Below are 23,166 nucleotides of genomic sequence, written 5' to 3'. Positions count from 1 at the left end.
CTGTGGCGCGGGCGCATGCATGTGCAACGCTGCCAACTGAAACGCAAGGAGAACCCCATGCATCCATCCAAGAGTGAGAGCCTTGCCCAGGACGAGGAATACCTGCTGCCCGAGAACGAGGCCGCGCTGGCTGCCACGCTGGCCCTGATGACCGGCTTCGGCCACGGCTGCTGCGACACCCATAGGCCGGCCATGGCCGCCCGGGTGGCCGAGCAGCTCGAAAACCTGGCCTGCGCGGGCGGCTTGTCCCATGACATGCGCGCCCTGCTGGGGCGGCTGCAGCAACGCTGGCAGGCGGTGGCCGATGCGGGCGCGCCATCGCGCTCGCACCGCGCCGTGTCGGGGGCCGGAGTGTCCCTGCCTGGAGCCCATGCAGCCCAGCCGGTGCCCCATGCGCTTTGGCACGCACCGCTGGACACCCTGCAATGAGCAGCGCCGTCCACCATGCCGAGGAGGGCGGGCTCCTGATTCCCGTCGATGCTCCCGCAGTCCGGCAGCGCTTTGCGCGGGTGCGCCAGGGTGGCCTGCGCGCCAAGGAGGCCTCCGATTCCCTGGGCCTGCCGGAAGGCGCGGCCATTGCCGCGCATGCGGGCCAGCATGAGGGCAGCCTCCAGGCCGTGCCGCTGCGCGCCGAATGGCTGGCCATCCTGAAGGGCTTGCAGGACTGCGGCCCCGTGATGGCGCTGACGTGCAACGAGTCCACGGTCCACGAAAAGACCGGGGTCTACCAGAAGCTTTCGGCCAACGGCGGCGTGGGCCTTGCCCTGGGCCGCGACATCGACCTGCGAATGTTCTTTGCCCAATGGCATGCCGGCTATGCCGTGACCGAGCAGCCTGCCCAGGCCGGCAGGCCAGCCATGCGCAGCCTGCAGTTCTTCAATGCGCAGGGCCGTGCCGTGCACAAGGTCCATGCGCGCGAGTCCACCGACCTGCAGGCATGGGAGGCGCTGGTGCAGCGTTTCGCCGAGCCCAGCGCTGGTTACCTGTTCCGCCATGCCCGCCCGCGTGCGCTGCCGCAGGCCGACGAGGCCATCGACGTGCCCGGCCTGAGCACTGCCTGGGCCGCCATGCAGGACACGCATGAATTCTTCGATCTGCTGCGCCGGTTTGGCGCCGAGCGCCAGCAGGCCTTCCGCCTGGTGCCCGGCCATTGCGCGCGGCTGGCGCCCGAGTCCGTGGCCCAGTTGCTGGGCGATGCGGCCGTGGACGGCCTGCCCATCATGGTCTTCGTGGACAGCGGCGGCTGCATCCAGATCCACACCGGCCCCGTGCACAACATCCAGCCCATGGACACGCCCGGCGGCGCGCAGTGGATCAATGTCATGGACCCGGGTTTCAACCTGCATCTGCGCTGCGATCTGATCGCCAGCGTCTGGGCCGTGCAAAAGCCCACGGCCGATGGCGTGGTCACCTCGGTCGAGGCCTTCGATGCCCAGGGCGACCTGATGGCCATGTTCTTTGGCGAGCGCAAGCCGGGCCGGGCCGAGTTGCCCGGCTGGCGCGAACTGGTGGCGGGCCTGCCGCGCCTGGCAGCGCAGGCGCTGGTCTGAGCGGACCAAGGCCCTGAAAAGAAAGATGCGGCCCTGCGTCGGGCCGCGTCAGAGATGCACGGTGGCGGCCACCAGCTTGCCCACCAGCGGACGCACCACCATCACGCAGACAAAGGCCACGGGCATGGCCAGCACATAGGCCTGTATCACGCGCCGCAGGTAGTCGGCGCCCAGGCCGCTGTTGGCGCCGACGATGGCGCAGCACATCAGAAACGCCATGATGGCCGACATGTAGAAGGCAAAGACGATGGGTGCGAAGCGGCGGTGCAGCTTGCGGCTGCGGGGGGCTGCAGGGGAAATGGAGGCAGAGGCAGAGGTAGATGCGGAGGTAGGAGGCATGGACACGGATCCGGTCAGGCCGCTTGTCGATTCGGCGCGGCAAGTGCACGACTGTAGGCAAGGCCCGTGCTGCCGTGTAGAGGGCTGCAGCTTGGTGCACTCGTAAGCTATATTGATGAATTGATTTTTCATCCATAGTTTTTTGTGCCTAATCTGCGTTCCATCGAGACCTTCGTCAAAGCCCTGGAAGGCGGCTCCATCGCCTCGGCTGCGCGCCAGCTGGGCATTTCTCCGGCGGCGGCCAGCCAGAACATCGCCCGGCTGGAGCGTGAGCTGGGCACGCGGCTGATCACGCGCACCACGCGATCCATGGCGCTGACCGAGGCGGGCGAGCGCTATCTGGCGCGCGTGGGCCCCGTACTGCAGGAGCTGGACAAAGCGCAGTCCGACCTGTCCCAACTGCACGGCGAGTTGCAGGGCCGGCTGCGCATCGCCTGCATGGCAGCCTTTGGCCGCCATGTGCTGGCGCCGCTGCTGCCGGCCGTTGCCGCGCAGCATCCCCGGCTGGAGCTGGAGTTGCTGGTGGTGGACCGGCAGGTGGATGTGCTCAAGGAAGACGTGGACATCAGCGTGCGTTACCGCGATGTGCTGGAGCCCGGCATGACCGTGCGCCAACTGGCGGCCGTGCCGCGCGTGCTGTGTGCATCACCGGCCTATCTGCAGGCCCATGGCAGTCCACGGACGGCCCAGGACCTGCTGGACCATGCCTGCCTGCTGTACCGGCGCGAGGCAGATGGCCGTTTCATGCGCTGGCCGTTTTCACGCGACGGCAAGCGCGTGGACCCGCAGCTGCGCGTGACCGCCATCGCCAGCGACGTGGATGCCCTGACCGAGATGGCCGTGGCCGGGGGCGGCATTGTGTGGATCGGCAGCTTCATTGCCCACCGCTACATGCGCGAAGGACTGCTGCAGCCGCTGGCCCTGGGCCCGGCCCGCAAGGGGCAGCTGCATTTCGAGGACACCACGCTGGATTTCTTCGCCTGCTTTCGCGACCGCCAGTACGTGCCGACCAAGGTGCGTGCCCTGGTGGACTACCTGGTCGAGACGCTGCCGCAGCAGCCCATGCTGCGCTGGAACGTACCGGCCTGAGCAGCGCAGGGGAGGCTAGTGCCCCAGGTGCTGGGGCAGCACCTCCTGCAGGATGGTGGTGGCGATTTCCTCGATGGACTTGGTCGTGCTCGACAGCCACGGTATGCCGCTGCGGCGCATCATGGATTCGGCCTCGGCCACCTCGTAGCGGCAATTGACGAGGCTGGCGTACTTGGAGTCGGGCCGGCGTTCGTTGCGGATGCTGGACAGGCGCTGCGGATCGATGGTCAGGCCGAACAGCTTCTTGCGCGAGGGCACCAGGGCGGGCGGCAGCTGCTTGCGCTCGAAATCCTCGGGGATCAGCGGGTAGTTGGCCACCTTGAGGCCGAACTGCATGGCCAGGTACAGGCTGGTGGGGGTCTTGCCGCTGCGCGACACGCCGACCAGGATCACGTCGGCGCCCGTCAGGTCCTGGTGGGTCTGGCCGTCGTCATGGGCCAGCGTGTAGTTGATGGCCTCCATGCGCTCCAGGTATTCCTTGCTCTCGCTGATGTCGGCGAAGCGGCCCACGCGGTGCAGCGATTTCTGGCCCAGCTCCAGCTCCAGCGGCCGCACGAAGGTGCCGAACATGTCGAACACCTTGCCCTTGCACTGGCTCTCGATCAGGTCGAGCATGTCCTGGTTGACCAGGGTGGTGAAGACGATGGGCTTGTGGCTTTCCGACTCGGCCACATGGTTGATCTGGCGCACGGCCTGGTGGACCTTGTCCATGGTGTCCACGAAGGGGATGCGGACCAGGCGCGACTTGGTGTCGAACTGGGCCATGATGGCCGTGCCGAAGGTCTCGGCTGTAATGCCAGTGCCATCGGAGATGACGAAGATGGTGTGGGTGTGCATGGTGGTCGGACTCTGGACAGGGGGGCTGCCGTCGGTTCACGGCAAACGCCTACAATGGCGCCCATTATTCCCAATTTCCCATCCATGCTCGCTGCCGGCCTCCAACCAGAACAGCAAAGCCTCGCGCACGCCTGCGTGGATGGATCGACCGTGCCCGGCTTTGGCAGCCGGGGCGGCGCACGACGGTTTTCAACTTCTGGAGCTTTCCCATGTCTCAACTGTTCGAGGCCACCGCCCTCGTCGTTCCGTTTGAACAACTGAGGATGACCGATGTCGAGTCCGTAGGCGGCAAGAACGCCTCGCTCGGCGAAATGATCTCGCAGCTGCCGCAGGGCGTGCGCGTTCCCACGGGCTTTGCCACCACGGCCCACGCCTTCCGCCAGTTCCTGGCCCACGACGGCCTGGCCGACAAGATCAGCGCCAAGCTGGCCGCCCTGGACGTGGAAGATGTCCGCGCCCTGGCCCAGGTCGGTGCCGAAATCCGTGCCCTGGTCGAGAACCAGCCCTTCCCGGCCGATCTGGAGCAGGCCATCCGCGAGGAATTCGTGCGCCTGCAGGGCGGCAACGAGGCAGCCTCGTTCGCCGTGCGTTCCTCGGCCACGGCCGAAGACCTGCCCGACGCTTCGTTCGCGGGCCAGCAGGAAACCTTCCTGAACGTGGTGGGCATCGAGTCGGTGCTGCACAAGATGAAGGAAGTGTTCGCCTCGCTGTACAACGACCGCGCCATCTCCTACCGCGTGCACAAGGGCTTTGCCCACGACGTGGTGGCCCTGTCGGCCGGCGTGCAGCGCATGGTGCGTTCCGACCTGGGCGCGGCCGGCGTGATGTTCACCATCGACACCGAATCGGGCTTCGAGGAAGTGGTCTTCATCACATCCAGCTACGGCCTGGGCGAGACCGTGGTGCAGGGCGCCGTCAATCCTGACGAGTTCTATGTGCACAAGCCCATGCTCAAGGCCGGCAAGAAGGCCCTGATCCGCCGCAACCTGGGCTCCAAGCTGATCCAGATGGTCTTTGCCTCGCCCGAGGAAAAGGCCGCCAGCGGCAAGCTGGTCAAGACCACCGACGTCGCCCATGAGCTGCGCAATCGCTACTCGCTGTCCGATGAGGACGTGCAGCAGCTGGCCCACTATGCCCTGGTCATCGAGCAGCACTATGGCCGCCCCATGGACATCGAGTGGGGCAAGGACGGCACGGACGGCCAGCTCTACATCCTGCAGGCCCGCCCCGAGACCGTGAAAAGCCAGGCCAAGGGCCAGGCCGAGCAGCGCTACGCCCTCAAGGGCACGGGCAATGTGCTGGCCGAAGGCCGTGCCATTGGCCAGAAGATCGGCACGGGCCCCGTGCGCCTGGTCAATGACATCGCCAACATGGACCAGGTCCAGCCCGGCGACGTGCTGGTGACCGACATGACCGATCCCAACTGGGAGCCGGTGATGAAGCGCGCCTCGGCCATCGTCACCAACCGTGGCGGCCGTACCTGCCACGCGGCCATCATTGCGCGCGAACTGGGCATTCCGGCCGTGGTCGGCTGCGGCAACGCCACCGACCTGCTCAAGGACGGCACCCTGGTCACCGTCAGCTGCGCCGAAGGCGATACCGGCAAGATCTACGACGGCCTGATCGAGACCGAGATCACCGAAGTGCAGCGTGGCGAGATGCCCGCCATCAAGACCAAGATCATGATGAACGTGGGCAACCCCCAGCTGGCCTTCGACTTCGCCCAGCTGCCCAACGAGGGCGTGGGCCTAGCCCGCCTGGAGTTCATCATCAACAACAACATCGGCGTGCACCCCAAGGCCATCCTGGACTACCCCGCCGTCGATGCCGACCTCAAGAAGGCCGTCGAGTCCGTGGCCCGCGGCCATGCCTCGCCGCGTGCCTTCTATGTGGACAAGGTTGCCGAAGGCGTGGCAACGATTGCCGCCGCCTTCTGGCCCAAGCCCGTCATCGTGCGCATGTCGGACTTCAAGTCCAACGAGTACCGCAAGCTCATCGGCGGCAGCCGCTACGAGCCCGAGGAAGAGAACCCCATGCTGGGCTTCCGTGGCGCCGCGCGCTACATCTCCGAGGACTTCGGCGAGGCCTTCCGCATGGAGTGCGAGGCACTGCGCCGCGTGCGCGAGGACATGGGCCTGACCAACGTGCAGATCATGATTCCCTTCGTGCGCACGCTCAAGCAGGCCGAGCGCGTCACCCAGCTGCTGGCGGCCAACGGCCTCAAGCGCGGCGACAACGAACTCAAGCTCATCATGATGTGCGAGGTGCCCTCCAACGCCATCCTGGCCGACGAGTTCCTCGAGTTCTTCGACGGCTTCTCCATCGGCTCCAACGACCTGACCCAGCTGACGCTGGGCCTGGACCGCGACTCCGGCCTGGAGCTGCTGGCTGCCGACTTCGACGAGCGCGACCCCGCCGTGCGCAAGATGCTGTCGCGCGCCATCAAGGCCTGCCTGGACCAGGGCAAGTACGTGGGCATCTGCGGCCAGGGCCCTTCGGACCACCCGGACTTCGCCCAATGGCTGGCTGACGAAGGCATTGCCTCCATCTCGCTGAATCCCGACAGCGTGGTCGCCACCTGGCAGCGCCTGGCGCAGTAAGGGCTGGCAGCGTCGCCATGCATACGCCGAAAGCGCACTTGCATGACGACGCGGTCGGGGGACCGTCCGAAGGCGAGACCTTCGCCCCCGACCTGCACGACATCCGCCATCTGTGGCTCAAGGCCGTGCTGTTCGCGGTCTGGGTCGCCGTCTCCTTTGGCGCCTGCTACTACGCGCGCGACCTGCAGGCGCTGATGCCGGACTGGCCGCTGGCCTACTGGTTCGCGGCCCAGGGGGCAGTCCTGATGTTCCTGGCCATCGTCATCGTCTATTGTCTGTCCATGGACCATTTCGAGCGCCGCGAGGCCCGGGCCGCTTTTGCGACGGCACCGGCTCCCGCATCCCCATCGGCCGATACGCAACCGTCCGCACCGCCATCGCCTCCTGGCCATGGCTGAGCGCGCCCCGCTGACGGCGGCCTCCCACTCTTCCCACTGGCGGCTGCACCGCATCGTGGCCCTGTACACGCTCGGCGTGCTGGGTTTTCTGGCCCTCATGTTCTGGGCCGAGCAGCAAGGCCTGTCGCGCCACTGGATAGGTCCCATCTTCCTGTTCTTCACCGTCATGGTCTATGCGGCCATCGGCGTGTACCTGCGCACCAGCGACCCCGAGGAGTACTACGTCGCGGGCCGGCGCATTCCGCCCTTCTACAACGGCATGGCGGCTGCGGCGGACTGGGTCAGCGCGGCCTCGTTCATCAGCCTGTCGGGGGCGCTGTACCTGCAGGGCTTTGCCGGCGTGCCGGGCCAGGCCGGCGGACTGGCCTACCTGCTGGGATGGACGGGCGGCTTTTGCCTGGTCGCCATGCTGATCGCGCCGCACCTGCGGGCGATGAAGCTCTACACCATTCCCGATTTCTTCCAGCAGCGCTACGGCGGGCGCTGGCCGCGCGTGATCGCGGCGCTGGCGGCCGTGATCTGCTCGTTCACCTATGTGGTGGCGCAGATCTACGGCGTGGGGCTGATCGCCTCGCGGCTGACGGGCGTGCAGTTCGAGATCGGCATCATGCTGGGCCTGGGCGGCGTGCTGCTGTGCTCCTTCCTGGGCGGCATGCGCGCCATCACCTGGACCCAGGTCGCGCAGTACGTGGTGATCCTGCTGGCCTTTCTGATCCCCGTGTCCTGGCTGGCCTACCGGCAGATGGGCAATCCCGTGGCGCCGCTGGCCTATACGGCCCAGCTCAGCCAGATTGCAGAGATGGAGCAGCGCCTGCTCGACTCGCCGGCCGAGCAGGAGGTGATCGCCGCCTACCGCCTGCGCGCCGAGGTGCTGGAGGACAAGCTCAAGGACGTGCCGCGCGTTCTGGCCGCCGAGCGCCATGCGCTGGCCGAGCGCATACGCGATCTGCGCACGCGCAGCGGCGATATCGGCGCCATCATGGCCGCCAGCCGCGAACTGGCCGCCATGCCGCGCGATGAAGCGGCCGCGCGCGCGCTGTGGACACGCCAGCTGCAGGAAATGCGCGAGCGCGAGAAGCCGCTGGGCGGCATCCCGCTGCACAGCCTGCCATTCGCCGGCAACCCCGATGGATCGCCCCAGGAGCAGCAGATCTACGAGGACAGCCGGCGCAACTTCCTGGCGCTGATGTTCTGCCTCATGGCCGGCACGGCCGGCCTGCCGCACCTGCTCACGCGCTACTACACGGCGCCCTCGGTGTCGGGGGCGCGGGCCTCGGTGGGCTGGACGCTGTTCTTCATCGGCGTGCTGTACATGAGCGCGCCGGCCCTGGCCGTGCTGGTCAAGTTCGAGGTCATGAACAACCTCGTGGGCATCCGCTTTGACGAGCTGCCCAACTGGATGGCGCAGTGGGCCAGGGTGGATGCCTCCTTGCTGGCCGTGGAGGATGTCAACGGCGACGGCGTCCTGCAGTTCGGCGAGATCCGCATGGGCGCCGACCTCATCATGCTGGCCACGCCCGAGCTGGGCGGCATGCCCTACGTGGTCTCCGGCCTGGTGGCGGCCGGCGGCCTGGCTGCGGCGCTGTCCACGGCCGATGGACTGCTGCTGACCATCAGCAACGCGCTGGTGCGCGACCTGTACTTTCGCGAGCGCCGCCGCCGCGCCTCGCCCGAGCAGCGCGTGATCCTGTCCAAGTTCGCGCTGCTGGTGATGGCGCTGTCGGCCGCCTTCGTGGCCTCGCGCCGTTCCTCGGACATCCTGCCCATGGTCACGGCATCGTTCTCGCTGGCGGCCTCGGCTTTCGTTCCGGCCATGGTGCTGGGCATCTTCTGGCGTGGCACCACGCGCCGGGGGGCCGTGGCCGGCATGCTGGCCGGGCTGGGCGTCACGCTGTACTACATGGTCTCGCATGTGCCGGCACTGCAGCCCGTGCTGCCCGAAGCACTGCACGCGCGCCTGTGGTGGGGCATACAGCCGATTTCATCGGGCGTCTTCGGCGTGCCGGCCGGCCTGCTGGTGACCTGGCTGGTCAGCTGCCTGGACCCGCGCCGCCGGGCACCGGCGCGTTCCGTGCCCGCAAAAGCGTCCTGACGGCAGAGGCCGCCGGGCGGGAGGATGGCCATTTTCTGCCCCGTTTTTGCGCTTTTGGCAGATCTGGATCATTGCCGGCCCCACTGAAGCCCGTGCGTGCTGGAAAACCCGCTTTTGGGAGCCGGAGGCTCATGACACGCTGCGAGCCGTGTCCGATCCGATCCCTTGCAGAGAATCCCGCCCGCCATGCATTTTGTGAAAACGTCCGCCGGCCAACAGGCATTCAAGGAACGCCATGCCGATCTCTCGCCCCGGTTGCGCTCGGCCTTTTTGCTGTTTGACGGGCAACGCAGCCTGGCGCAGGTGCTGCAGGCCGTTGCCGGCATGGGCGTGACGCAGGACGAGATTCTGGCGCTGGTGGAGCGCGAATGGCTGGCACCGCGCGACGCGGCCGAACCCCGGCTGGGCGTGGTGGCCGTCGCGGTGCCTTCGGTCCCTGCCGCGCCTGCTGCAGCGGCTTCGTCCACGGATTCGGCAGGCGATGCCCCCGCGCAGTCCGAGCCATCGCTGGCCTTGCGCTATCGCAACGCCTATCCGCTGGCCGTGGCCATCACGGCCAACCTGGGCCTGAAGGGGTTCCGGCTCAACCTTGCCGTGGAAGCGGCCATGGGCTACGACCAGCTGGTGGCGCTGGCACCGCGCCTGCGCGAGGCGGCCAGTCCTGCCAGCTACCTGCCGCTGCACGAGGCGCTGTTCGGCAAGGCACCTTGAATGAGGAATGGCCCGCACGCTCGCCGAGGGTGCGCTTTTCATCTTGGGGCGGCCCGGCAATGAAAAAGGGCAAGGCGCCTTCGCACCTTGCCCTTGCATGAACCTGTGTGTGCAGGCTCAGACGGCCAGCAGCTCCACGTCGAACTTCAGCGTGGCGTTGGGGGGGATCACGCCGCCGGCGCCGCGGGCGCCATAGCCCAGTTCGGCCGGGATGATCAGGGTGCGCTGGCCGCCCACCTTCATGCCTTGCACGCCTTCGTCCCAGCCCTTGATCACCATGCCGCCGCCCAGGGGGAAGACGAAGGGATCGTTGCGGTCCTTGCTGGAGTCGAACTTGGCGCCCTGCACGCCGTTGTTGTAGAGCCAGCCCGTGTAGTGCACGGTCACGCTGCGGCCGCGCTGGGCTTCGGCGCCGTCGCCCACGACGGTGTCTTCATACTGCAGGCCGGATGCGGTGGTGGTGAAAGCCATGGTGGTATTCCTTGAGAGAGAAACGGTAGGGGGAAAGGAGACGACCCGGCGGGCCGGTGGCCCTGCGCGGGAAGAGGCCGTGGCGCCTGGTGCCGCGCCCGGCCTGACATCACTTCTTGGCGCGCGCGGCCACCCAGCGGTTGGCAAAGGCCTGCACATCGGACAGGCGCTTGAGCAGGTCCTGGCCGGCCAGCGTCACGGTGTAGCCGTCGGAGCCATGCTCCAGCAGCCCGCACTCGCGCAGCTCCTTGATGCGGGTGTTCAGCGTGTTGGGCGTGATGCCGCCCACGCTGTCTTGCAGCAGTCGAAAGGTCTGAGGATGGCCGTCACGCAGCGCCCACAGCACGCGCAACGCGTAGCGGCATTCGAGTTTCTCGAACAGCTGGTTGATGGCGGCGTTTTCCTTGGAGCTCATGACGCTTCTCCTTGCGCAATGGTGTGGGTGAGCCGGCGGGTGCGTCCGGGTGGGACGCGCGCCGAGCCAAGTCCCGGGGAACTATAGCTCTGGATCCATTCTGCTACAAGTTTGGTAGCTCAAAACCCACAGCGGCAATGCCCCACGCTAGAGGAATACGCGTATGACCAAGCCAGTGTTGCAGGCCCGCCACGTGGCTTGCCCGCTGCGCGGCGGTTTCTCAGCTCTTGAGTTTGAGCAGATAGGTCATCACGCTGGCCGTGGTGTGCTCCAGCTCCAGAAAGCCGTTGAAATCGCGGCCCGCCTGCCAGGAAGGCTCCCAGCGGTTCTGGCGCAGGGCGCGTTGCCAGCTCTCGTGCTGTGTGGCCTGCTCCACGGCGCCCAGCAGGGCCTGGGCACGTGCGGCGCTGACCTGCTTGCCGGTGAAGACGGCGCGCCAGTTGGCCATGTCCGCATCCAGCCCCTGCTCGCGGAACGAGGGCAGGCCGAACAGGCTGCGGCGCGAGGACACGCCGATGGCGCGCAGCTTGCCGCTGGCCAGCGCCTCGCTGAACTCGCTGTAGCCGGACACGCCCATGCGCGCATCGCCCTTGAGCAAGGCCTCCACCACCTGGGCGCCGCCCGGAAAGGGCTTGTAGACCAGTTGCTCGGGCGCCGCCTTGGCCGCGCGCGTGAGCAGGCCGGCGAACATGTGGTCCACGCCGCCTGCCGAGCCTCCCGCAAACGACTGGTGGGCCAGGTCGCTGCGCAGCGCGGCCACCAGGTCCTTGGCATTGCGGATGGGGGAGTCGGCCGGTACGGCCACGACCAGGTAGTCGCTGGTCAGGCGGGCAATCGGCTGCACATGCGACATGTTGACAGCCGGCTTTTGCAGTGCCACCGCACCGACCATCACCATGCCGCCTATCAGCAAGGCGTCGGGGTCCTTGCCATGGCGCTCGGCAAACTGGGCCAGGCCGATGGTGCCTCCCTTGCCGCCCACGTTTTCATACTCCACGCGCTCGGCCGCGCCGCTGGCCACGAGGGCCGCGCCCAGCGCGCGGCCGGTCTGGTCCCAGCCGCCGCCGGCATTGGCCGGAATGACGATGCGTAGGCTGGTCGCCACGCGCGCGGCGCCTGCCCCTGCGGCGCGCGGCGCATGGCCTGCAGGCGGTGCAGTGGGCGGCGCGGCATGGGCCAGCGGAGAGCACAGCATGGCCAGGGCAGCGCCCTGGGCCAGCATCTGGCGGCGGTTCTGGCGCGTGCCGTCAGCGGCAGGGGTGGCGTCGGCGGCGGTTTGCGAAAAGCTCGGAAGGCGCATGCAGTCTCCAATCGGGTTCGCGCGCCATTGTGGGCGCAAATGAATCAGAAAGGCGGATTATGTAAGCATATGCGTCAGCTGGCTGACATAACGCAGGCTGCCTGGGGGCCTGGGGGCCTGGGGGCCTGGGGGCCTGGGTGCCAGATGCGTCAGGTGCAGGCCAACCGACGGTGCATCGCTGTCCCGGGATGCGCGGCGGCTCGCCCGTCCCGGGGGCAAGGAGCGGAAATGGAGCGCCGTGACACAGATGTCGATTAAGCCGGTAAAGCTTGTGTAAATGCGATCAATTCTTATTTGTGGGCGGTAGAATCCCCGGGCCTTTCCTTTCCTGGGCTCCCGTGCCCGCCATCCGTGATGGTTGACGCCGCGTGGCGCTGCCGCCTTTTTCTGTTGCGATGACATCCCCCAAACCGGACCCTCGGCGCCGTTCCTACTGGCTCAAGACACTGCACGAGTGGCACTGGGTCAGCTCCGCGCTGTGCCTGATCGGCATGCTGCTGTTCGCCGTCACGGGGTTCACGCTCAACCATGCGGGGCAGATCGAGTCCAGGCCGCGCATCGTGCGGGGCGAGGCGGCATTGCCCGATGCGCTGCGCGTGCAGTTGGTCCAGCAGCAGGCCAGCCAGCCGCGCGACCGGGCGCCCGTGCCTGCGCCGTTTGCGGACTGGGTGCGCGGCCAGTGGGGCCTTGAGGCCGAGGGCCGCGAGGCCGAATGGACGGCCGACGAACTCTATGTCTCCCTGCCACGCCCCGGCGGCGATGCCTGGGTGCGCGTTGCCCTGGCCGATGGCGAGGCCGAATACGAGCGCACCGACCGGGGCTGGATCGCCTATCTGAACGACCTGCACAAGGGCCGCAACACGGGCGCCGCCTGGAGCTGGTTCATCGACATCTTTGCCGCAGCCTGCCTGGTGTTCACCGTCACGGGCCTGTTCATCCTGAAGATGCATGCAGGCAACCGCCCCTTCACCTGGCCCATGGTCGGCATGGGGCTGGTGATTCCCATGCTGCTGGCCCTCCTGTTGATCCACTGAGAACCGAAAGAGCCTTGCCAATGAATCCGCACTTCTCTCTGCGCTACACCATGGCGCTTGGCGCCTGCCTGGGCGCGGTCCCGGTCTTTGCCGCCGGCCTGAACGTGGGCGTGGAAATTCCGCGCCTGGATGTCGCCGAATACCACCGCCCCTACGTGGCCGTGTGGATCGAGCGCGCCGACGCCTCGGTGGCCTCCACGCTGTCGGTCTGGTACGACGTGAAGATGCGCAATGCCGAAGGCACGAAGTGGCTCAAGGACATGCGCCAGTGGTGGCGCCGCACGGGCCGTGACCTGACGTTGCCGATCGATGGCGTGACCAGCCCCACGCGTCCCGTGGGCAAGCACCAACTGAGCTTCACCGAAGGCGCCAATCCCTTCGCCAAGCTGCCGCCCGGTGAATACAAGCTCGTGGTCGAGGCCGCGCGCGAAGTCGGCGGCCGCGAAGTGGTCACCGTGCCCTTCAAGTGGCCCGCGGCCAAGGCCGAGCAACTGAGCGCCAAGGGCAGCAGCGAGCTGGGCGAGATCAGCGTCGAGCTCAAGCCTTGAAATTGAAAGCCGCCGAGGCGCTGTGCGCCTTCCCCCTCACGAGGGGGGCGACGCCATCGCTGCACGTGCCAGACCCATCCACGAACCAAGGAGATTTTTCATGAAGTCCAAGACCCGCTTTGCCGTCCGTCTGGCTGCCAGCCTCGCCATTGCCTGCGGCGCCTTCCAGGCCGCGCAGGCCCACAACCTGTGGCTGCTGCCCTCGACCACGGTGCTGTCCAAGGCCGAATGGATCACGGTGGATGCCGCTGTCTCCAACGACCTGTTCTTCTTCAACCACGTGCCGCTGGGCCTGGACAACCTCGTTGTCTCGGCGCCGGACGGCTCGGCCGTCGCGCCGCAGAATGCCCATCGCGGCAAGCTGCGCAGCGTGTTCGACCTGGACCTGCAGCAAAGCGGCACCTACCGCCTGGCCATCGTCAACGACGGCCTGTTTGCCTCCTGGAAGGACAAGGCCACGGGCCAGAACCGCCGCTGGCGCGGCTCGCCCGAGAAGTTCGCCGCCGATGTGCCCGCCGACGCGCAGGACCTGAAGGTGACCCAGTCCGTGGGCCGCATCGAGACCTTCGTGACCGTGGGCAAGCCCAGTGCCGTCAAGCCTTCCGGCAAGGGGCTGGAGCTGGTGCCCGTGACCCATCCCAACGACCTGGTCAAGGGCGAGAAGGCCACCTTCGCCTTCCATGTGGACGGCAAGCCCGCCGCCAACCTGGAAGTCGTGCTGGTGCCCGGCGCCACGCGCTACCGCGACAACAAGGGCGAGATCAAGGCCACGACCGACGCCAAGGGCGAGTTCAGCGTGACCTGGCCCAGCGCCGGCATGTACTGGGTGGATGCCGATGCCCAGGACAGCAAGACATCGCTGCCCCAGGCCAAGGAGCGCCGCCTGTCCTACGTGGGCACGTTCGAGGTGCTGCCCTGAGCCTTGCGTCCCCACCCGGGGCTCCGTCTGCGCCCGTGCCCGTGCCCGTGGCCGTGCGCGTGAGCTTCGCGCCCGCCCTGTTGCAGGGCAGCGCAGGCCGGGGCCTTGCCGCGCCTGTGCCCACAGGCGCGGCGTCCTTTGCCGTCTCCGGCTACGCGCCGCAGGCCGTGCGGCGGGCAGACCCCGCCGCGCTGCAAACACTCACCGGCGAGGCCATGGGCACGACCTGGAGCGTGCGCCTGCACAACCCGGATTTCCGCCCGCTCGATGAGGCGCACCAGGCCATAGAGGCTGCGCTGGCCCTGGTCGTGCGCCAGATGAGCAACTGGGAAGCCGACTCCGACATCTCGCGCTTCAACCGCGCCGAGCCCGGCAGCTGGCATGCACTGCCGCCCGAATTCTTCACCGTGCTGACCTGCGCACTCGAGTGGGCACAGGCCAGCGGCGGCGCCTGGGACCCTACCGTGGGGCCGCTGGTCGATCTGTGGGGCTTCGGCCCGCGCGCGGCAAAGGCGCGGGGCGCCGGCATCCCCGATGCCGATGCGCTGCGGCGGGTGCGCGAGCGCGTGGGCTACCAGCGCATCGTGCTGGACCTGGCGGGCCTGCGCGCGCTGCAGCCCGGCGCCGTCCATGTGGACTTCAGCGGCATCGCCAAAGGCTATTCGGTGGACCTGGTCGCCGAGCGCCTGCAGGCGCTGGGCCATACCGATTTCCTCGTCGAGGTGGGCGGCGAGCTGCGTGCCTGCGGTCAGCGCCCTGGCAACCAGCCCTGGCGCGTGGCCGTGGCCAGCATGGCGGACCAGTCCACGCCGCTGGCGCTGCCGCTGCGCGACATGGCCATCGCCACCTCGGGCGACCACTGGCATGCCTTCGAGCAGGGCGGGCGCCGCTACTCCCACACCATCGATCCGCGCAGCGGCGAGCCCGTGGCGCATGGCCTGACCAGCGTCACCGTGCTGCATGCCGAATGCATGCAAGCCGACGCCCTGGCCACCGTGCTCACCGTGCTGGGGCCGCGCGAGGGCCTGGACTTTGCCGAGCAGCGCGGCGTGGCGGCGCTGCTGTGCGAGCGCACTGCGCAAGGCCCTGCCATGGCGATGACAACGGCTTTTGCCGCGCTGCTGCCGTGAGCGTTTCCTTCCCTTTTTCCGCCGTGTAGATTTCCGGTCCCTGCCATGACCTTGTCCGAAACCGGGCTGCGCGTACTCGCAGCCGCCGTGCTGGTCCTGCTCTATGCGGCCATGTGCGCCGCCATCTGGTGGCGCGAGCGCCGCCAGCGCATGCGGGCCCGGCAGGAGGCGGCTGCGCTGACCAGCGCACGCGAGGGCGCGCTGCCCCTGCTCGTGGCCTATGCCAGCCAGACCGGCCAGGCCGAGGAACTGGCGCGCGAGACCGCCCGACTGCTGCACACGGCCGGAGAAAGCGTGCACCTGTGCGCCCTGGACGCTGTGGATGCCGACCTGCTGGCGCGCACGCAAAGGGCGCTGTTCATCGCCAGCACCTATGGCGAAGGCGATCCGCCCGACAACGCGGCGCTGTTCCTGGCGCACGCCATGGCCGATGCACGGCCGCTGTCCCATCTGCAATACGGCCTGCTGGCGCTGGGCGACCGGCAGTACGCGCAGTTCTGCGGCTTTGGCCGCGCGCTGGACAGCTGGCTGCGTGCCGGTGGCGCCAGTCCCTGGTTCGAGCGCATTGAAATGGACAACGGCGCGCCGCAGGCCCTGACCGCCTGGCAGCACCAGCTGACCCAGATCAGCAGCCTGGGCGACATGCCGGCATGGGAGCAGCCGGTCTTCAGCGAATGGACGCTGGCCGCGCGCCGGCACATGAACCCGGGCAGCGCAGGCGAGCCGGTGTTCCACATCGAGCTGCAGCCCCCTGCAACGGAGCGCGCGCTGTGGGAGTCCGGCGACCTGGCGCAGGTCTGCATTCCTGCGGACCCGCAGCATCCGCGCGAGTACTCCATCGCCTCCATCGCCCAGGATGGCTGCGTGCACCTGCTGGTGCGCCAGGCGCGGCGCGAGGATGGCTCGCCGGGCCTGGCCTCGGGCTGGCTCACGCAGGGCGCGCCCCTGGGTGCAGCCATCACCCTGCGGCTGCGTGCGCACCGCAATTTCCGGCTGGAAGACAACCTGCAGCGCCCGCTGGTGCTGATCGGCAACGGCACGGGCCTGGCCGGCCTGCGCAGCCACCTGCGCGCGCGTGCTGCGGCGGGCCTGGGTCCCAACTGGCTGCTGTTCGGGGAGCGCAATGCGGCGCACGACCGGCTGTACGGCGACGAGCTTCAGGCATGGTGCGATGGCAGCGTGCTGCAGCGCCTGGACCTGGCCTTCTCGCGCGACCGCAGCGAAGGCGCGCCGCGCGCCTATGTGCAGGACCTGCTGGCGCAGTCCGGCGATGTCTTGCGCCAATGGGTGGCGCAGGGCGCAGCCATCTACGTGTGCGGCAGCCTGCAGGGCATGGCCCAGGGCGTGGACCAGGCGCTGCACGCCGTGCTGGGCGAGGCGCAGATGGAGCTGCTGGTGCGCAGCGGCCGATACCGGCGCGATGTGTACTGAACGCCGCTTGCGCCAGCGCAAAGATGGGCCCGGTTTGCTCCTAGGAACGTAGCATCGGCACGACAGATAAATCCTATTGTGCTCATGAGAATGGAAATGATTCTCAATGTTCATATAATTTCGTTACATATCCCCATCCCATCGCATAACCAATCATTTCAAAGCGAGTTTCACGGGCCCCACAGCCCGTTTTCCGTTTCTGGAGTGTTTGCATGTCGTATCGCGATCTGCGCGGAGTTCTTCCGTCGCGTCCTTCCCATCTGGCCCTTGTGGTGGCTGCCGTCTGCGCTTCGGGCGCCGTCTGTGCACAGACGGCAACAGGCAATGCCGCGCCCGCCACGGAGCTGCGCGAAGTCGTGGTCTCCGCCTCGGGTTTCGAGCAGGACATCAAGGAGGCGCCGGCCTCCATCACCGTCATACCGCGTGAGGAACTGGCCAAGGGCCGCTTCGGCAGCCTGACCGACGCGCTGGAAAGCGTGGAAGGCATCGACGTGGGCGCCCCCGCAGGCAAGACCGGCGGCCTGAACATCAGCATCCGCGGCATGCCCAGCGACTACACGCTGGTGCTCATCGACGGCCGCCGCCAGAACTCGGCCGGCAACGTCACGCCCAACGGCTTTGGCGAGACGCAGACCAGCTTCATGCCGCCCATCGGCGCCATCGAGCGCATCGAGGTCATCCGCGGCCCCATGTCCACGCTCTACGGCTCCGACGCCATGGGCGGCGTGATCAACATCATCACCCGCAAGGTCGGCAAGACCTGGACGGGCAGCGTCAGCGCCGACTACACGCTGCAGGAAGAGTCGGAGTTCGGCGACATCAAATCCGGCAAGTTCTACCTGAGCGGCCCCATCAAGGAGGACCTGCTGGGCCTGTCGATCCGCGGCAGCACGCAGCGCCGGGCCGCTTCGGACATCACCTATGCGGGCGCCAACGGCCAGCCCGCCGTTCCCCTCATGGGCGGCAACCCTGTCAAGTCCGAGATCAACAACCTGGGCCTGCGCCTGGCGCTCACGCCCAACAGGTACCACGACATCACGCTGGACCTGGACTCGGGCCGCCAGACCTATGACAACTCGCGCGGCCAGCTCGGCACGCTGGGGCTGCAGGGCGGCTACGGCCCCGAACAGAAATACAACCGCGACCAGCTCACGCTGGCGCACACGGGCCGCTTCGGCTTCGGAACCTGGGACACCAGCTTCATGGTCAACCGCACCGAAACCATGGGCCGCACCATTCCCCCGGGAACGCCGGGCGCGACACCGGGCGCTGCGCGCACGCTGGAGGTGGAAAGCAAGGTGCTGGACAGCAAGCTGGTCCTGCCCTGGGGCGCCCACCTGACCACGCTGGGCGGCCAGTGGTGGGATGCCGAGATGAAGGACGGCGTGGCGCCGAACAAGTTCGCCTTCACGCAGAAGGCCCTGTTTGCCGAGGACGAGTGGAGCCTGACCGACGCCTTCAAGCTCACGCTGGGCGCGCGCTATGACCGCCACAGCCTCTTCGGCGGCAAGCTCAGCCCGCGCATCTACGGCGTGTGGAATGCCGCGCCGCAGTGGACCGTGAAGGGCGGCATCAGCAACGGCTACAAGACGCCGCGCGTGGAACAGCTGGCGCCCGGCATCAACGGCTTCGGCCAGCAGGGCCGCCTGCCGCTGGTGGGCAGCCCCAACCTCAAGCCCGAAACCAGCCGCACCACCGAACTGGGCGTCTATTTCGACAGCCCCACGGGCTTTGCAGGCAGCGCCACGGTGTTCAACAACGAGTTCAAGGACAAGATCACCAGCGGCCCGGGCCTGATCAACTGCGACTTCGCGGCAGCGCCCAACCGGCCCGGCTGCGTGAGCTTCGGCAACTGGCCCCTGGTGGATGCCTTCGGCCAGTCCATCAACGTGGACGAGGCCGTCACGCGCGGGCTGGAGCTGAGCGCGCGCATGCCGCTGGCGCGCGGCTGGAATGCCAGCGCGAACTACACCTTCACCAGGAGCGAGCAAAAGAGCGGCCCCAACCGCGGCAACCCGCTGAGCGACACGCCCAAGCATGCGCTCAACGCCCGCCTGAACTGGGAGCCGGGTGCCCAGTGGAGCCTGTGGCTGCGTGCCGAATACCGCAGCGAACGCTTCCGCGACCCCGGCACCAGCGCCAGCTCCCAGGCCGCCAAGGCCGCGCTGGGCAACTACAAGCCCTACACGCAGTTCCACCTGGGTGGCAGCTACCGCGTGAGCAAGCAGTTCACCATCAACGCGGCCATCTACAACCTGTTCAACAAGGGTTTCGTGGACTACCAGCCCTACAACGTACCGGGCCAGGTCCAGGGAGCCCTGCTGTTTGGCAACCGCTACGCGAACAGCCAGGAAGGCCGCCGCCTGTGGGTGTCCGCCAACTACGAGTTCTGAGGCGGGTTCCGGGGCGCCTGGCTGGCCTGCACGCGTGACGGGGCCAGCCTGACCAGCACCTGCAGCGTGCGGTTCAGCGGCACGGGCACGCCCAGGGCCTCGCCGCGCCGCACCACGTAGCCGTTCAGGTGGTCGATTTCGCTGGGCTTGCCCAGCGCCAGATCCTGGGCGGTGGACGAGAACTGGCCCGGCATGGTGGCCGGCAGGCCGCGCACGGCAGCGGGCACGTCGCCGGGCAGGGCCACGCCGTCGGCCCTTGCCACGGCGAGGCATTCGGCCACCACGTCGTCCACCACGTGCGCCACGCCGGGCGCCTGCACCAGCGGGCCGTAGGGCAGCTGGCACAGCGCCGACAGCGCGTTGTAGGCGCAGTTGATCACCAGCTTGGCCCACAGCGCGCCGCGCACATCGGGTGATACCTGCACGGCAATGCCCGCCGCGCCAAATTGCCGGGCCACCTGTTCGCTGAGTGCAGAGGGCGCGATGACCAGCTCGCCACGCCCGAAGTGGCGCACATGGCCGGGACCGGCCATGGCCGTGGCCACATAGACCACGGCGGCCGCCACGGAAACGGACGGGCCCAGCACGGCGCGCACTCGCTCGTCGTTGTCCACGCCGTTTTGCATGGTCAGCACCAGGGCGCCCGGCGCCAGGTGCGGCTGCATCTCGCGGGCCGCTTCCTCGGTGGCCGTGGACTTGACGCAGAACATCACCACATCGGCATCGCGCACGGCGCTGGCCTCGGTCGATGCCTGCATGGGTACCTGGATGTCCAGCGCCGCCGTCTCCAGCCGCAGGCCATGCTGCTGCACGGCCTGCACATGGGCGGGACGGCCAATCAGCGTGACCTGGTGGCCGGCGCGTGCCAGCAGTGCGCCGAAATAGCAGCCCACGGCGCCTGCGCCCATGACGGCGATGCGCAGCGGCGCGGTGGGGGAGGAGGGGCTGGCGGAAGAAGCGTCCATGGTGCGAATCGGATAGGCCTTTGATGGCGCCCAGTCTAGCCAGGCTGCCGTCAAGGGCCCATGCTGTCTTCCCTGCCGGGGGGGCACTTTGGACTTCAGGCCGTCCTCATGCCGTGCTCATACCATCCTCATGCCGTCTGCAGGCACAGGTACTTGGTTTCCAGGTATTCCTCGATGCCGTGGCGCGAGCCCTCGCGGCCCAGGCCGGACTGCTTGACGCCGCCGAAGGGCGCGACCTCGTTGGAGATCAGGCCGGTATTGATGCCCACCATGCCGTACTCCAGCGCACGCGATACGCGCCAGATGCGGCGGTTGTCGTTGGTGAACAGATAGGCGGCCAGGCCGTAGATGGTGTCGTTGGCGCGGCGCACCACTTCGTCCTCGTCGTGGAAACGGAACAGCGGCGCCAGCGGGCCGAAGGTCTCTTCCTCGCAGACCCGCATGCTGTCGTTCACATCGGCCAGCAGCGTGGGCTCGAAGAACAGCTTGCCCGGCACCGGGCGCCTGCCTCCGGCCAGCAGGCGTGCGCCCTTGGACAGCGCGTCGGCCACATGGCTTTCCACCTTTTGCACGGCGGCCTCGTTGATCAGCGGGCCATGCGTCACGCCGGGCTCCAGGCCGTTGCCGACCTTGAACTCCGCCATGGCCCGCGCCAGGCGGCGGGCCAGTTCGTCGTGGATGCGGTCGTGCACATAGATGCGGTTGGCGCATACGCAGGTCTGGCCCGCGTTGCGGAACTTGGAGGCCAGGATGCCGGCCACGGCCTGGTCGATATCGGCATCGTCGAACACGATCAACGGCGCATTGCCGCCCAGCTCCAGCGACAGCTTCTTGACCGTGTCGCTGCACTGGCGCATCAGCAGCCGCCCGGTGGCCGTGGAGCCCGTGAAGCTGAGCTTGCGCACCACGGGGCTTTGGGTCAGTGCCTGGCCGATGTCCTGCGGGTGGCCGGTCAGCACCTGGAAGACGCCGGCGGGAATGCCGGCCTCCTCGGCCAGCACGCCCAAGGCCAGGGCGGTGAAGGGCGTGCTTTCGGCCGGCTTGACCAGCATGGTGCAGCCGGCGGCCAGCGCCGGGCCGGCCTTGCGCGTGATCATGGCGGCCGGAAAGTTCCAGGGCGTGATGGCGGCGCACACGCCAATGGGCTGGCGCAGCGTGAGCAGTTGCTGGCTGGCATTGGGGGACTGCAGCAGTTCGCCGTCCACGCGCTTGCCTTCCTCGGCAAACCATTCGATGAAGGAGGCCGCGTAGGCGATCTCGCCGCGTGCCTCGGCCAGGGGCTTGCCCTGCTCCAGGGTCATCAGCCGCGCCAGATCGTCCTGGTGCGCCAGCATCAGGTCGAACCAGCGGCGCAGGATGCCGGCGCGCTGCTTGCCCGTCAGCGCGGCCCAGGCGGGCAGGGCGCGCTGTGCGGCGGCAATGGCGGCTTCGGTCTCGCCGGCCTGCAGGGCGGGCACCTGGCCCAGGCGCTCGCCCGTGGCGGGGTTGAAGACGTCGATGGCGGGGCCGGAGCCCACGGCTCGCCAGCCCTCGGCGAGCAGGCAGGCCTGGCGGAACAGATCGGGGCGTTGCAGTGAAAGACTCATGGTGCGGCAGGGTGTGGCTGGGATGGGGATTCAGGCGGCGACTGGCTGGGACGCGCTCTGGGTGATGGCGCTGTCGATGATGTCCAGGGCCCTGGCGAACAGCGGCTGTGGAATCGTCAGCGGATAGAGAAAGCGGATGGCGTTGCCGTACAGGCCGCAGGTGAGCAGCAGCAGGCCCTGCTCCTGCGCGTGCCGGACGACGGCGGCCACGCGCTGCGCATCGGGCTCGCCGCTGCCGGGAAGGCGGAACTCCACGGCCAGCATCGAGCCCAGGCCGCGCACGTCGGCAATGCCGGCATCCTGCGTCTGCAGGGCTTGCAGGCGCGCGCGCAGCTGGTTGCCCAGTGCATGGGCGCGCTCGCACAGCCGTTCTTCATCGATCACGTCGAGCACGGCATGGGCTGCGGCCACGGCCAGCGGGTTGGCGGCATAGGTGCCGCCCAGGCCGCCGGGGTGCGGCGCGTCCATGACGGCCGCGCGGCCCACCACGCCCGAGATCGGCAGGCCGCCGCCCAGGCTCTTGGCCATGGTGATCAGGTCGGGCTGCACGCCGTAGTGCTCCATGGCGAACAGCTTGCCCGTGCGAGCGAAGCCGGTCTGCACCTCGTCGGCGATCAGCAGCATGCCGTGCTGGTCGCACAGCTGGCGCAGGCCGGTGAACAGGGCGGCAGGCACGGGGTGGAAGCCCCCTTCGCCCTGGACGGGCTCCACGATGATGGCGGCCACGCGCTGCGGGTCCACCGAGGTCTTGAGCAGCATGGCAATGGCGTCCAGCGACTGCTGCACGCTCACGCCCGCCTGCTCGCCGGGGAAGGGCGCGTGGAAGACTTCGCCCGGCATGGGGCCGAAGCCCTGCTTGTAGGGCGCCACCTTGCCCGTCAGTGCCATGCCCAGCTGGGTGCGGCCATGGAAGGCGCCCTGGAAGGCGATCACGGCCGAGCGGCCCGTGGCATGGCGCGCGATCTTGACGGCGTTCTCCACGGCCTCGGCGCCCGTGGTGAAGAAGGCGGTCTTGGCCGGGCCGGCGATGGGCGCCAGCGCATTGATGCGCTCGGCCAGCGCAATCGCGCTTTCGTAGGGAACGATCTGGAAGGCCGTGTGCGTGAAGCGCTCCAGTTGCTGCTGCACGGCCTGGACCACGCGCGGATGGCGGTGGCCCGTGTTGAGCACGGCAATGCCGGCCGCGAAATCGATGTACTGCCGGCCCTCGGCATCGGTCAGCAGGGCGTTGTCGGCCTGCACGGCATGGAAGCCGCACATCACGCCCACGCCGCGCGGCATGGCGGCGTTGCGCCGGTTCTGGAGTTGCTGGTTCGGGGAAGAGGCGGTGGCGCTGGACATGAGAGGGTTCTCCGTTG

21 protein-coding genes are annotated in these 23,166 nt (G+C 68.1%); 13 read left to right on the top strand and 8 right to left on the bottom strand.

What is annotated here, in order from left to right:
• Positions 1-57: 57 nt before the first annotated feature.
• Positions 58-429, top strand: coding sequence for a hypothetical protein (locus JHD82_RS13700; RefSeq protein WP_233174725.1), 372 nt, complete (start codon positions 58-60; stop codon positions 427-429).
• On the top strand, positions 426-1,550 hold the full coding sequence (locus tag JHD82_RS13695) for a hemin-degrading factor (RefSeq protein WP_199136974.1): 1,125 nt from the start codon (positions 426-428) through the stop codon (positions 1,548-1,550). Before JHD82_RS13700 ends, JHD82_RS13695 begins: the two co-directional genes overlap by 4 nt.
• A gap of 48 nt (positions 1,551-1,598) precedes the next feature.
• On the opposite strand, the gene JHD82_RS13690 is transcribed toward JHD82_RS13695, so the two are convergent.
• Positions 1,599-1,889, bottom strand: coding sequence for a DUF2798 domain-containing protein (locus tag JHD82_RS13690; RefSeq protein WP_071956558.1), 291 nt, complete (start codon positions 1,887-1,889; stop codon positions 1,599-1,601).
• Positions 1,890-2,033: 144 nt separating this feature from the next.
• On the opposite strand from JHD82_RS13690, the gene JHD82_RS13685 reads away from it, so the two are divergent.
• The gene (locus tag JHD82_RS13685) at positions 2,034-2,978 is read left to right on the top strand and encodes a LysR family transcriptional regulator (protein WP_199136973.1); all 945 of its coding nucleotides are present in this window, start codon (positions 2,034-2,036) and stop codon (positions 2,976-2,978) included.
• A 15-nt stretch (positions 2,979-2,993) separates the two neighbouring features.
• On the opposite strand, the gene JHD82_RS13680 is transcribed toward JHD82_RS13685, so the two are convergent.
• The gene (locus JHD82_RS13680) at positions 2,994-3,815 is read right to left on the bottom strand and encodes a pyruvate, water dikinase regulatory protein (RefSeq protein WP_012206864.1); all 822 of its coding nucleotides are present in this window, start codon (positions 3,813-3,815) and stop codon (positions 2,994-2,996) included.
• A gap of 209 nt (positions 3,816-4,024) precedes the next feature.
• Here JHD82_RS13680 and ppsA point away from each other — a divergent pair, with 209 nt between their 5' ends.
• The 4 genes from ppsA to JHD82_RS13660 all read left to right on the top strand — a co-directional run bounded on the left by ppsA (position 4,025) and on the right by JHD82_RS13660 (position 9,616).
• Positions 4,025-6,415 carry a phosphoenolpyruvate synthase gene (gene ppsA / locus JHD82_RS13675; RefSeq protein WP_012206863.1) on the top strand — a complete coding sequence of 797 codons (2,391 nt, stop codon included), beginning with the start codon at positions 4,025-4,027 and terminating at the stop codon, positions 6,413-6,415.
• Positions 6,416-6,432: 17 nt separating this feature from the next.
• On the top strand, positions 6,433-6,813 hold the full coding sequence (locus JHD82_RS13670; protein WP_012206862.1) for a DUF4212 domain-containing protein: 381 nt from the start codon (positions 6,433-6,435) through the stop codon (positions 6,811-6,813).
• Positions 6,806-8,905: a VC_2705 family sodium/solute symporter gene (locus JHD82_RS13665; protein WP_199136971.1), complete on the top strand. Its 2,100-nt coding sequence runs from the start codon at positions 6,806-6,808 to the stop codon at positions 8,903-8,905. The genes JHD82_RS13670 and JHD82_RS13665 overlap by 8 nt, the downstream gene beginning before the upstream one ends.
• Positions 8,906-9,091: 186 nt before the next feature.
• The gene (locus JHD82_RS13660; RefSeq protein WP_199136969.1) at positions 9,092-9,616 is read left to right on the top strand and encodes a hypothetical protein; all 525 of its coding nucleotides are present in this window, start codon (positions 9,092-9,094) and stop codon (positions 9,614-9,616) included.
• A gap of 117 nt (positions 9,617-9,733) precedes the next feature.
• Here JHD82_RS13660 and JHD82_RS13655 read toward each other — a convergent pair whose 3' ends face one another.
• The 3 genes from JHD82_RS13655 to JHD82_RS13645 all read right to left on the bottom strand — a co-directional run bounded on the left by JHD82_RS13655 (position 9,734) and on the right by JHD82_RS13645 (position 11,802).
• Complete coding sequence (locus JHD82_RS13655; RefSeq protein ID WP_012206859.1) at positions 9,734-10,087, bottom strand: FKBP-type peptidyl-prolyl cis-trans isomerase; 354 nt, start codon at positions 10,085-10,087, stop codon at positions 9,734-9,736.
• A gap of 109 nt (positions 10,088-10,196) precedes the next feature.
• Complete coding sequence (locus tag JHD82_RS13650) at positions 10,197-10,502, bottom strand: helix-turn-helix domain-containing protein (RefSeq protein ID WP_012206858.1); 306 nt, start codon at positions 10,500-10,502, stop codon at positions 10,197-10,199.
• 220 nt (positions 10,503-10,722) lie between these two features.
• Positions 10,723-11,802 carry a tripartite tricarboxylate transporter substrate binding protein gene (locus JHD82_RS13645; RefSeq protein WP_199136967.1) on the bottom strand — a complete coding sequence of 360 codons (1,080 nt, stop codon included), beginning with the start codon at positions 11,800-11,802 and terminating at the stop codon, positions 10,723-10,725.
• 395 nt (positions 11,803-12,197) lie between these two features.
• On the opposite strand from JHD82_RS13645, the gene JHD82_RS13640 reads away from it, so the two are divergent.
• The 6 genes from JHD82_RS13640 (at position 12,198) to JHD82_RS13615 (ending at position 19,257) form a co-directional block, all read left to right on the top strand.
• The gene (locus tag JHD82_RS13640) at positions 12,198-12,836 is read left to right on the top strand and encodes a PepSY-associated TM helix domain-containing protein (RefSeq protein WP_012206856.1); all 639 of its coding nucleotides are present in this window, start codon (positions 12,198-12,200) and stop codon (positions 12,834-12,836) included.
• A gap of 20 nt (positions 12,837-12,856) precedes the next feature.
• Positions 12,857-13,384: a DUF2271 domain-containing protein gene (locus JHD82_RS13635; protein ID WP_034396360.1), complete on the top strand. Its 528-nt coding sequence runs from the start codon at positions 12,857-12,859 to the stop codon at positions 13,382-13,384.
• A 100-nt stretch (positions 13,385-13,484) separates the two neighbouring features.
• Positions 13,485-14,303, top strand: coding sequence for a DUF4198 domain-containing protein (locus tag JHD82_RS13630; protein ID WP_199136965.1), 819 nt, complete (start codon positions 13,485-13,487; stop codon positions 14,301-14,303).
• Positions 14,304-14,356: 53 nt separating this feature from the next.
• Positions 14,357-15,433 carry an FAD:protein FMN transferase gene (locus JHD82_RS13625; RefSeq protein ID WP_199136985.1) on the top strand — a complete coding sequence of 359 codons (1,077 nt, stop codon included), beginning with the start codon at positions 14,357-14,359 and terminating at the stop codon, positions 15,431-15,433.
• 45 nt (positions 15,434-15,478) lie between these two features.
• Entirely contained in the window at positions 15,479-16,864 is a 1,386-nt protein-coding gene (locus JHD82_RS13620) for a sulfite reductase subunit alpha (protein WP_199136963.1), read from the top strand.
• A gap of 212 nt (positions 16,865-17,076) precedes the next feature.
• Entirely contained in the window at positions 17,077-19,257 is a 2,181-nt protein-coding gene (locus JHD82_RS13615) for a TonB-dependent receptor domain-containing protein (RefSeq protein ID WP_199136961.1), read from the top strand.
• Here the strand turns inward: JHD82_RS13615 and JHD82_RS13610 are convergent.
• The 3 genes from JHD82_RS13610 to gabT all read right to left on the bottom strand — a co-directional run bounded on the left by JHD82_RS13610 (position 19,245) and on the right by gabT (position 23,149).
• Positions 19,245-20,222: a ketopantoate reductase family protein gene (locus JHD82_RS13610; RefSeq protein WP_012206850.1), complete on the bottom strand. Its 978-nt coding sequence runs from the start codon at positions 20,220-20,222 to the stop codon at positions 19,245-19,247. The genes JHD82_RS13615 and JHD82_RS13610 overlap by 13 nt on opposite strands.
• 128 nt (positions 20,223-20,350) lie before the next feature.
• On the bottom strand, positions 20,351-21,808 hold the full coding sequence (locus JHD82_RS13605) for an NAD-dependent succinate-semialdehyde dehydrogenase (RefSeq protein ID WP_199136959.1): 1,458 nt from the start codon (positions 21,806-21,808) through the stop codon (positions 20,351-20,353).
• A gap of 30 nt (positions 21,809-21,838) precedes the next feature.
• Positions 21,839-23,149: a 4-aminobutyrate--2-oxoglutarate transaminase gene (gene gabT / locus JHD82_RS13600; RefSeq protein ID WP_199136957.1), complete on the bottom strand. Its 1,311-nt coding sequence runs from the start codon at positions 23,147-23,149 to the stop codon at positions 21,839-21,841.
• Positions 23,150-23,166: the final 17 nt, after the last annotated feature.

This window comes from Delftia sp. ASV31 (assembly GCF_016428765.1).
GTDB lineage: Bacteria > Pseudomonadota > Gammaproteobacteria > Burkholderiales > Burkholderiaceae_C > Comamonas > Comamonas acidovorans.
The sequence above is the reverse complement of the archived record's forward strand: the minus strand, read 5'-3'. Positions and strand labels throughout refer to the sequence as shown.

What these genes read in the sequence shown, in the direction of transcription:
- JHD82_RS13630 (WP_199136965.1), top strand. Translation starts at nt 13,485, where the DNA reads ATGAAGTCCAAGACCCGCTTTGCCGTCCGTCTGGCTGCCAGCCTCGCC.
- gabT (WP_199136957.1), bottom strand. Translation starts at nt 23,149, where the DNA reads ATGTCCAGCGCCACCGCCTCTTCCCCGAACCAGCAACTCCAGAACCGG.
- JHD82_RS13635 (WP_034396360.1), top strand. Translation starts at nt 12,857, where the DNA reads ATGAATCCGCACTTCTCTCTGCGCTACACCATGGCGCTTGGCGCCTGC.
- JHD82_RS13610 (WP_012206850.1), bottom strand. Translation starts at nt 20,222, where the DNA reads ATGGACGCTTCTTCCGCCAGCCCCTCCTCCCCCACCGCGCCGCTGCGC.
- JHD82_RS13620 (WP_199136963.1), top strand. Translation starts at nt 15,479, where the DNA reads ATGACCTTGTCCGAAACCGGGCTGCGCGTACTCGCAGCCGCCGTGCTG.
- JHD82_RS13695 (WP_199136974.1), top strand. Translation starts at nt 426, where the DNA reads ATGAGCAGCGCCGTCCACCATGCCGAGGAGGGCGGGCTCCTGATTCCC.
- JHD82_RS13650 (WP_012206858.1), bottom strand. Translation starts at nt 10,502, where the DNA reads ATGAGCTCCAAGGAAAACGCCGCCATCAACCAGCTGTTCGAGAAACTC.
- JHD82_RS13655 (WP_012206859.1), bottom strand. Translation starts at nt 10,087, where the DNA reads ATGGCTTTCACCACCACCGCATCCGGCCTGCAGTATGAAGACACCGTC.
- JHD82_RS13670 (WP_012206862.1), top strand. Translation starts at nt 6,433, where the DNA reads ATGCATACGCCGAAAGCGCACTTGCATGACGACGCGGTCGGGGGACCG.
- JHD82_RS13645 (WP_199136967.1), bottom strand. Translation starts at nt 11,802, where the DNA reads ATGCGCCTTCCGAGCTTTTCGCAAACCGCCGCCGACGCCACCCCTGCC.
- JHD82_RS13665 (WP_199136971.1), top strand. Translation starts at nt 6,806, where the DNA reads ATGGCTGAGCGCGCCCCGCTGACGGCGGCCTCCCACTCTTCCCACTGG.
- JHD82_RS13690 (WP_071956558.1), bottom strand. Translation starts at nt 1,889, where the DNA reads ATGCCTCCTACCTCCGCATCTACCTCTGCCTCTGCCTCCATTTCCCCT.
- JHD82_RS13615 (WP_199136961.1), top strand. Translation starts at nt 17,077, where the DNA reads ATGTCGTATCGCGATCTGCGCGGAGTTCTTCCGTCGCGTCCTTCCCAT.
- JHD82_RS13660 (WP_199136969.1), top strand. Translation starts at nt 9,092, where the DNA reads ATGCATTTTGTGAAAACGTCCGCCGGCCAACAGGCATTCAAGGAACGC.
- JHD82_RS13680 (WP_012206864.1), bottom strand. Translation starts at nt 3,815, where the DNA reads ATGCACACCCACACCATCTTCGTCATCTCCGATGGCACTGGCATTACA.
- JHD82_RS13700 (WP_233174725.1), top strand. Translation starts at nt 58, where the DNA reads ATGCATCCATCCAAGAGTGAGAGCCTTGCCCAGGACGAGGAATACCTG.
- ppsA (WP_012206863.1), top strand. Translation starts at nt 4,025, where the DNA reads ATGTCTCAACTGTTCGAGGCCACCGCCCTCGTCGTTCCGTTTGAACAA.
- JHD82_RS13605 (WP_199136959.1), bottom strand. Translation starts at nt 21,808, where the DNA reads ATGAGTCTTTCACTGCAACGCCCCGATCTGTTCCGCCAGGCCTGCCTG.
- JHD82_RS13640 (WP_012206856.1), top strand. Translation starts at nt 12,198, where the DNA reads ATGACATCCCCCAAACCGGACCCTCGGCGCCGTTCCTACTGGCTCAAG.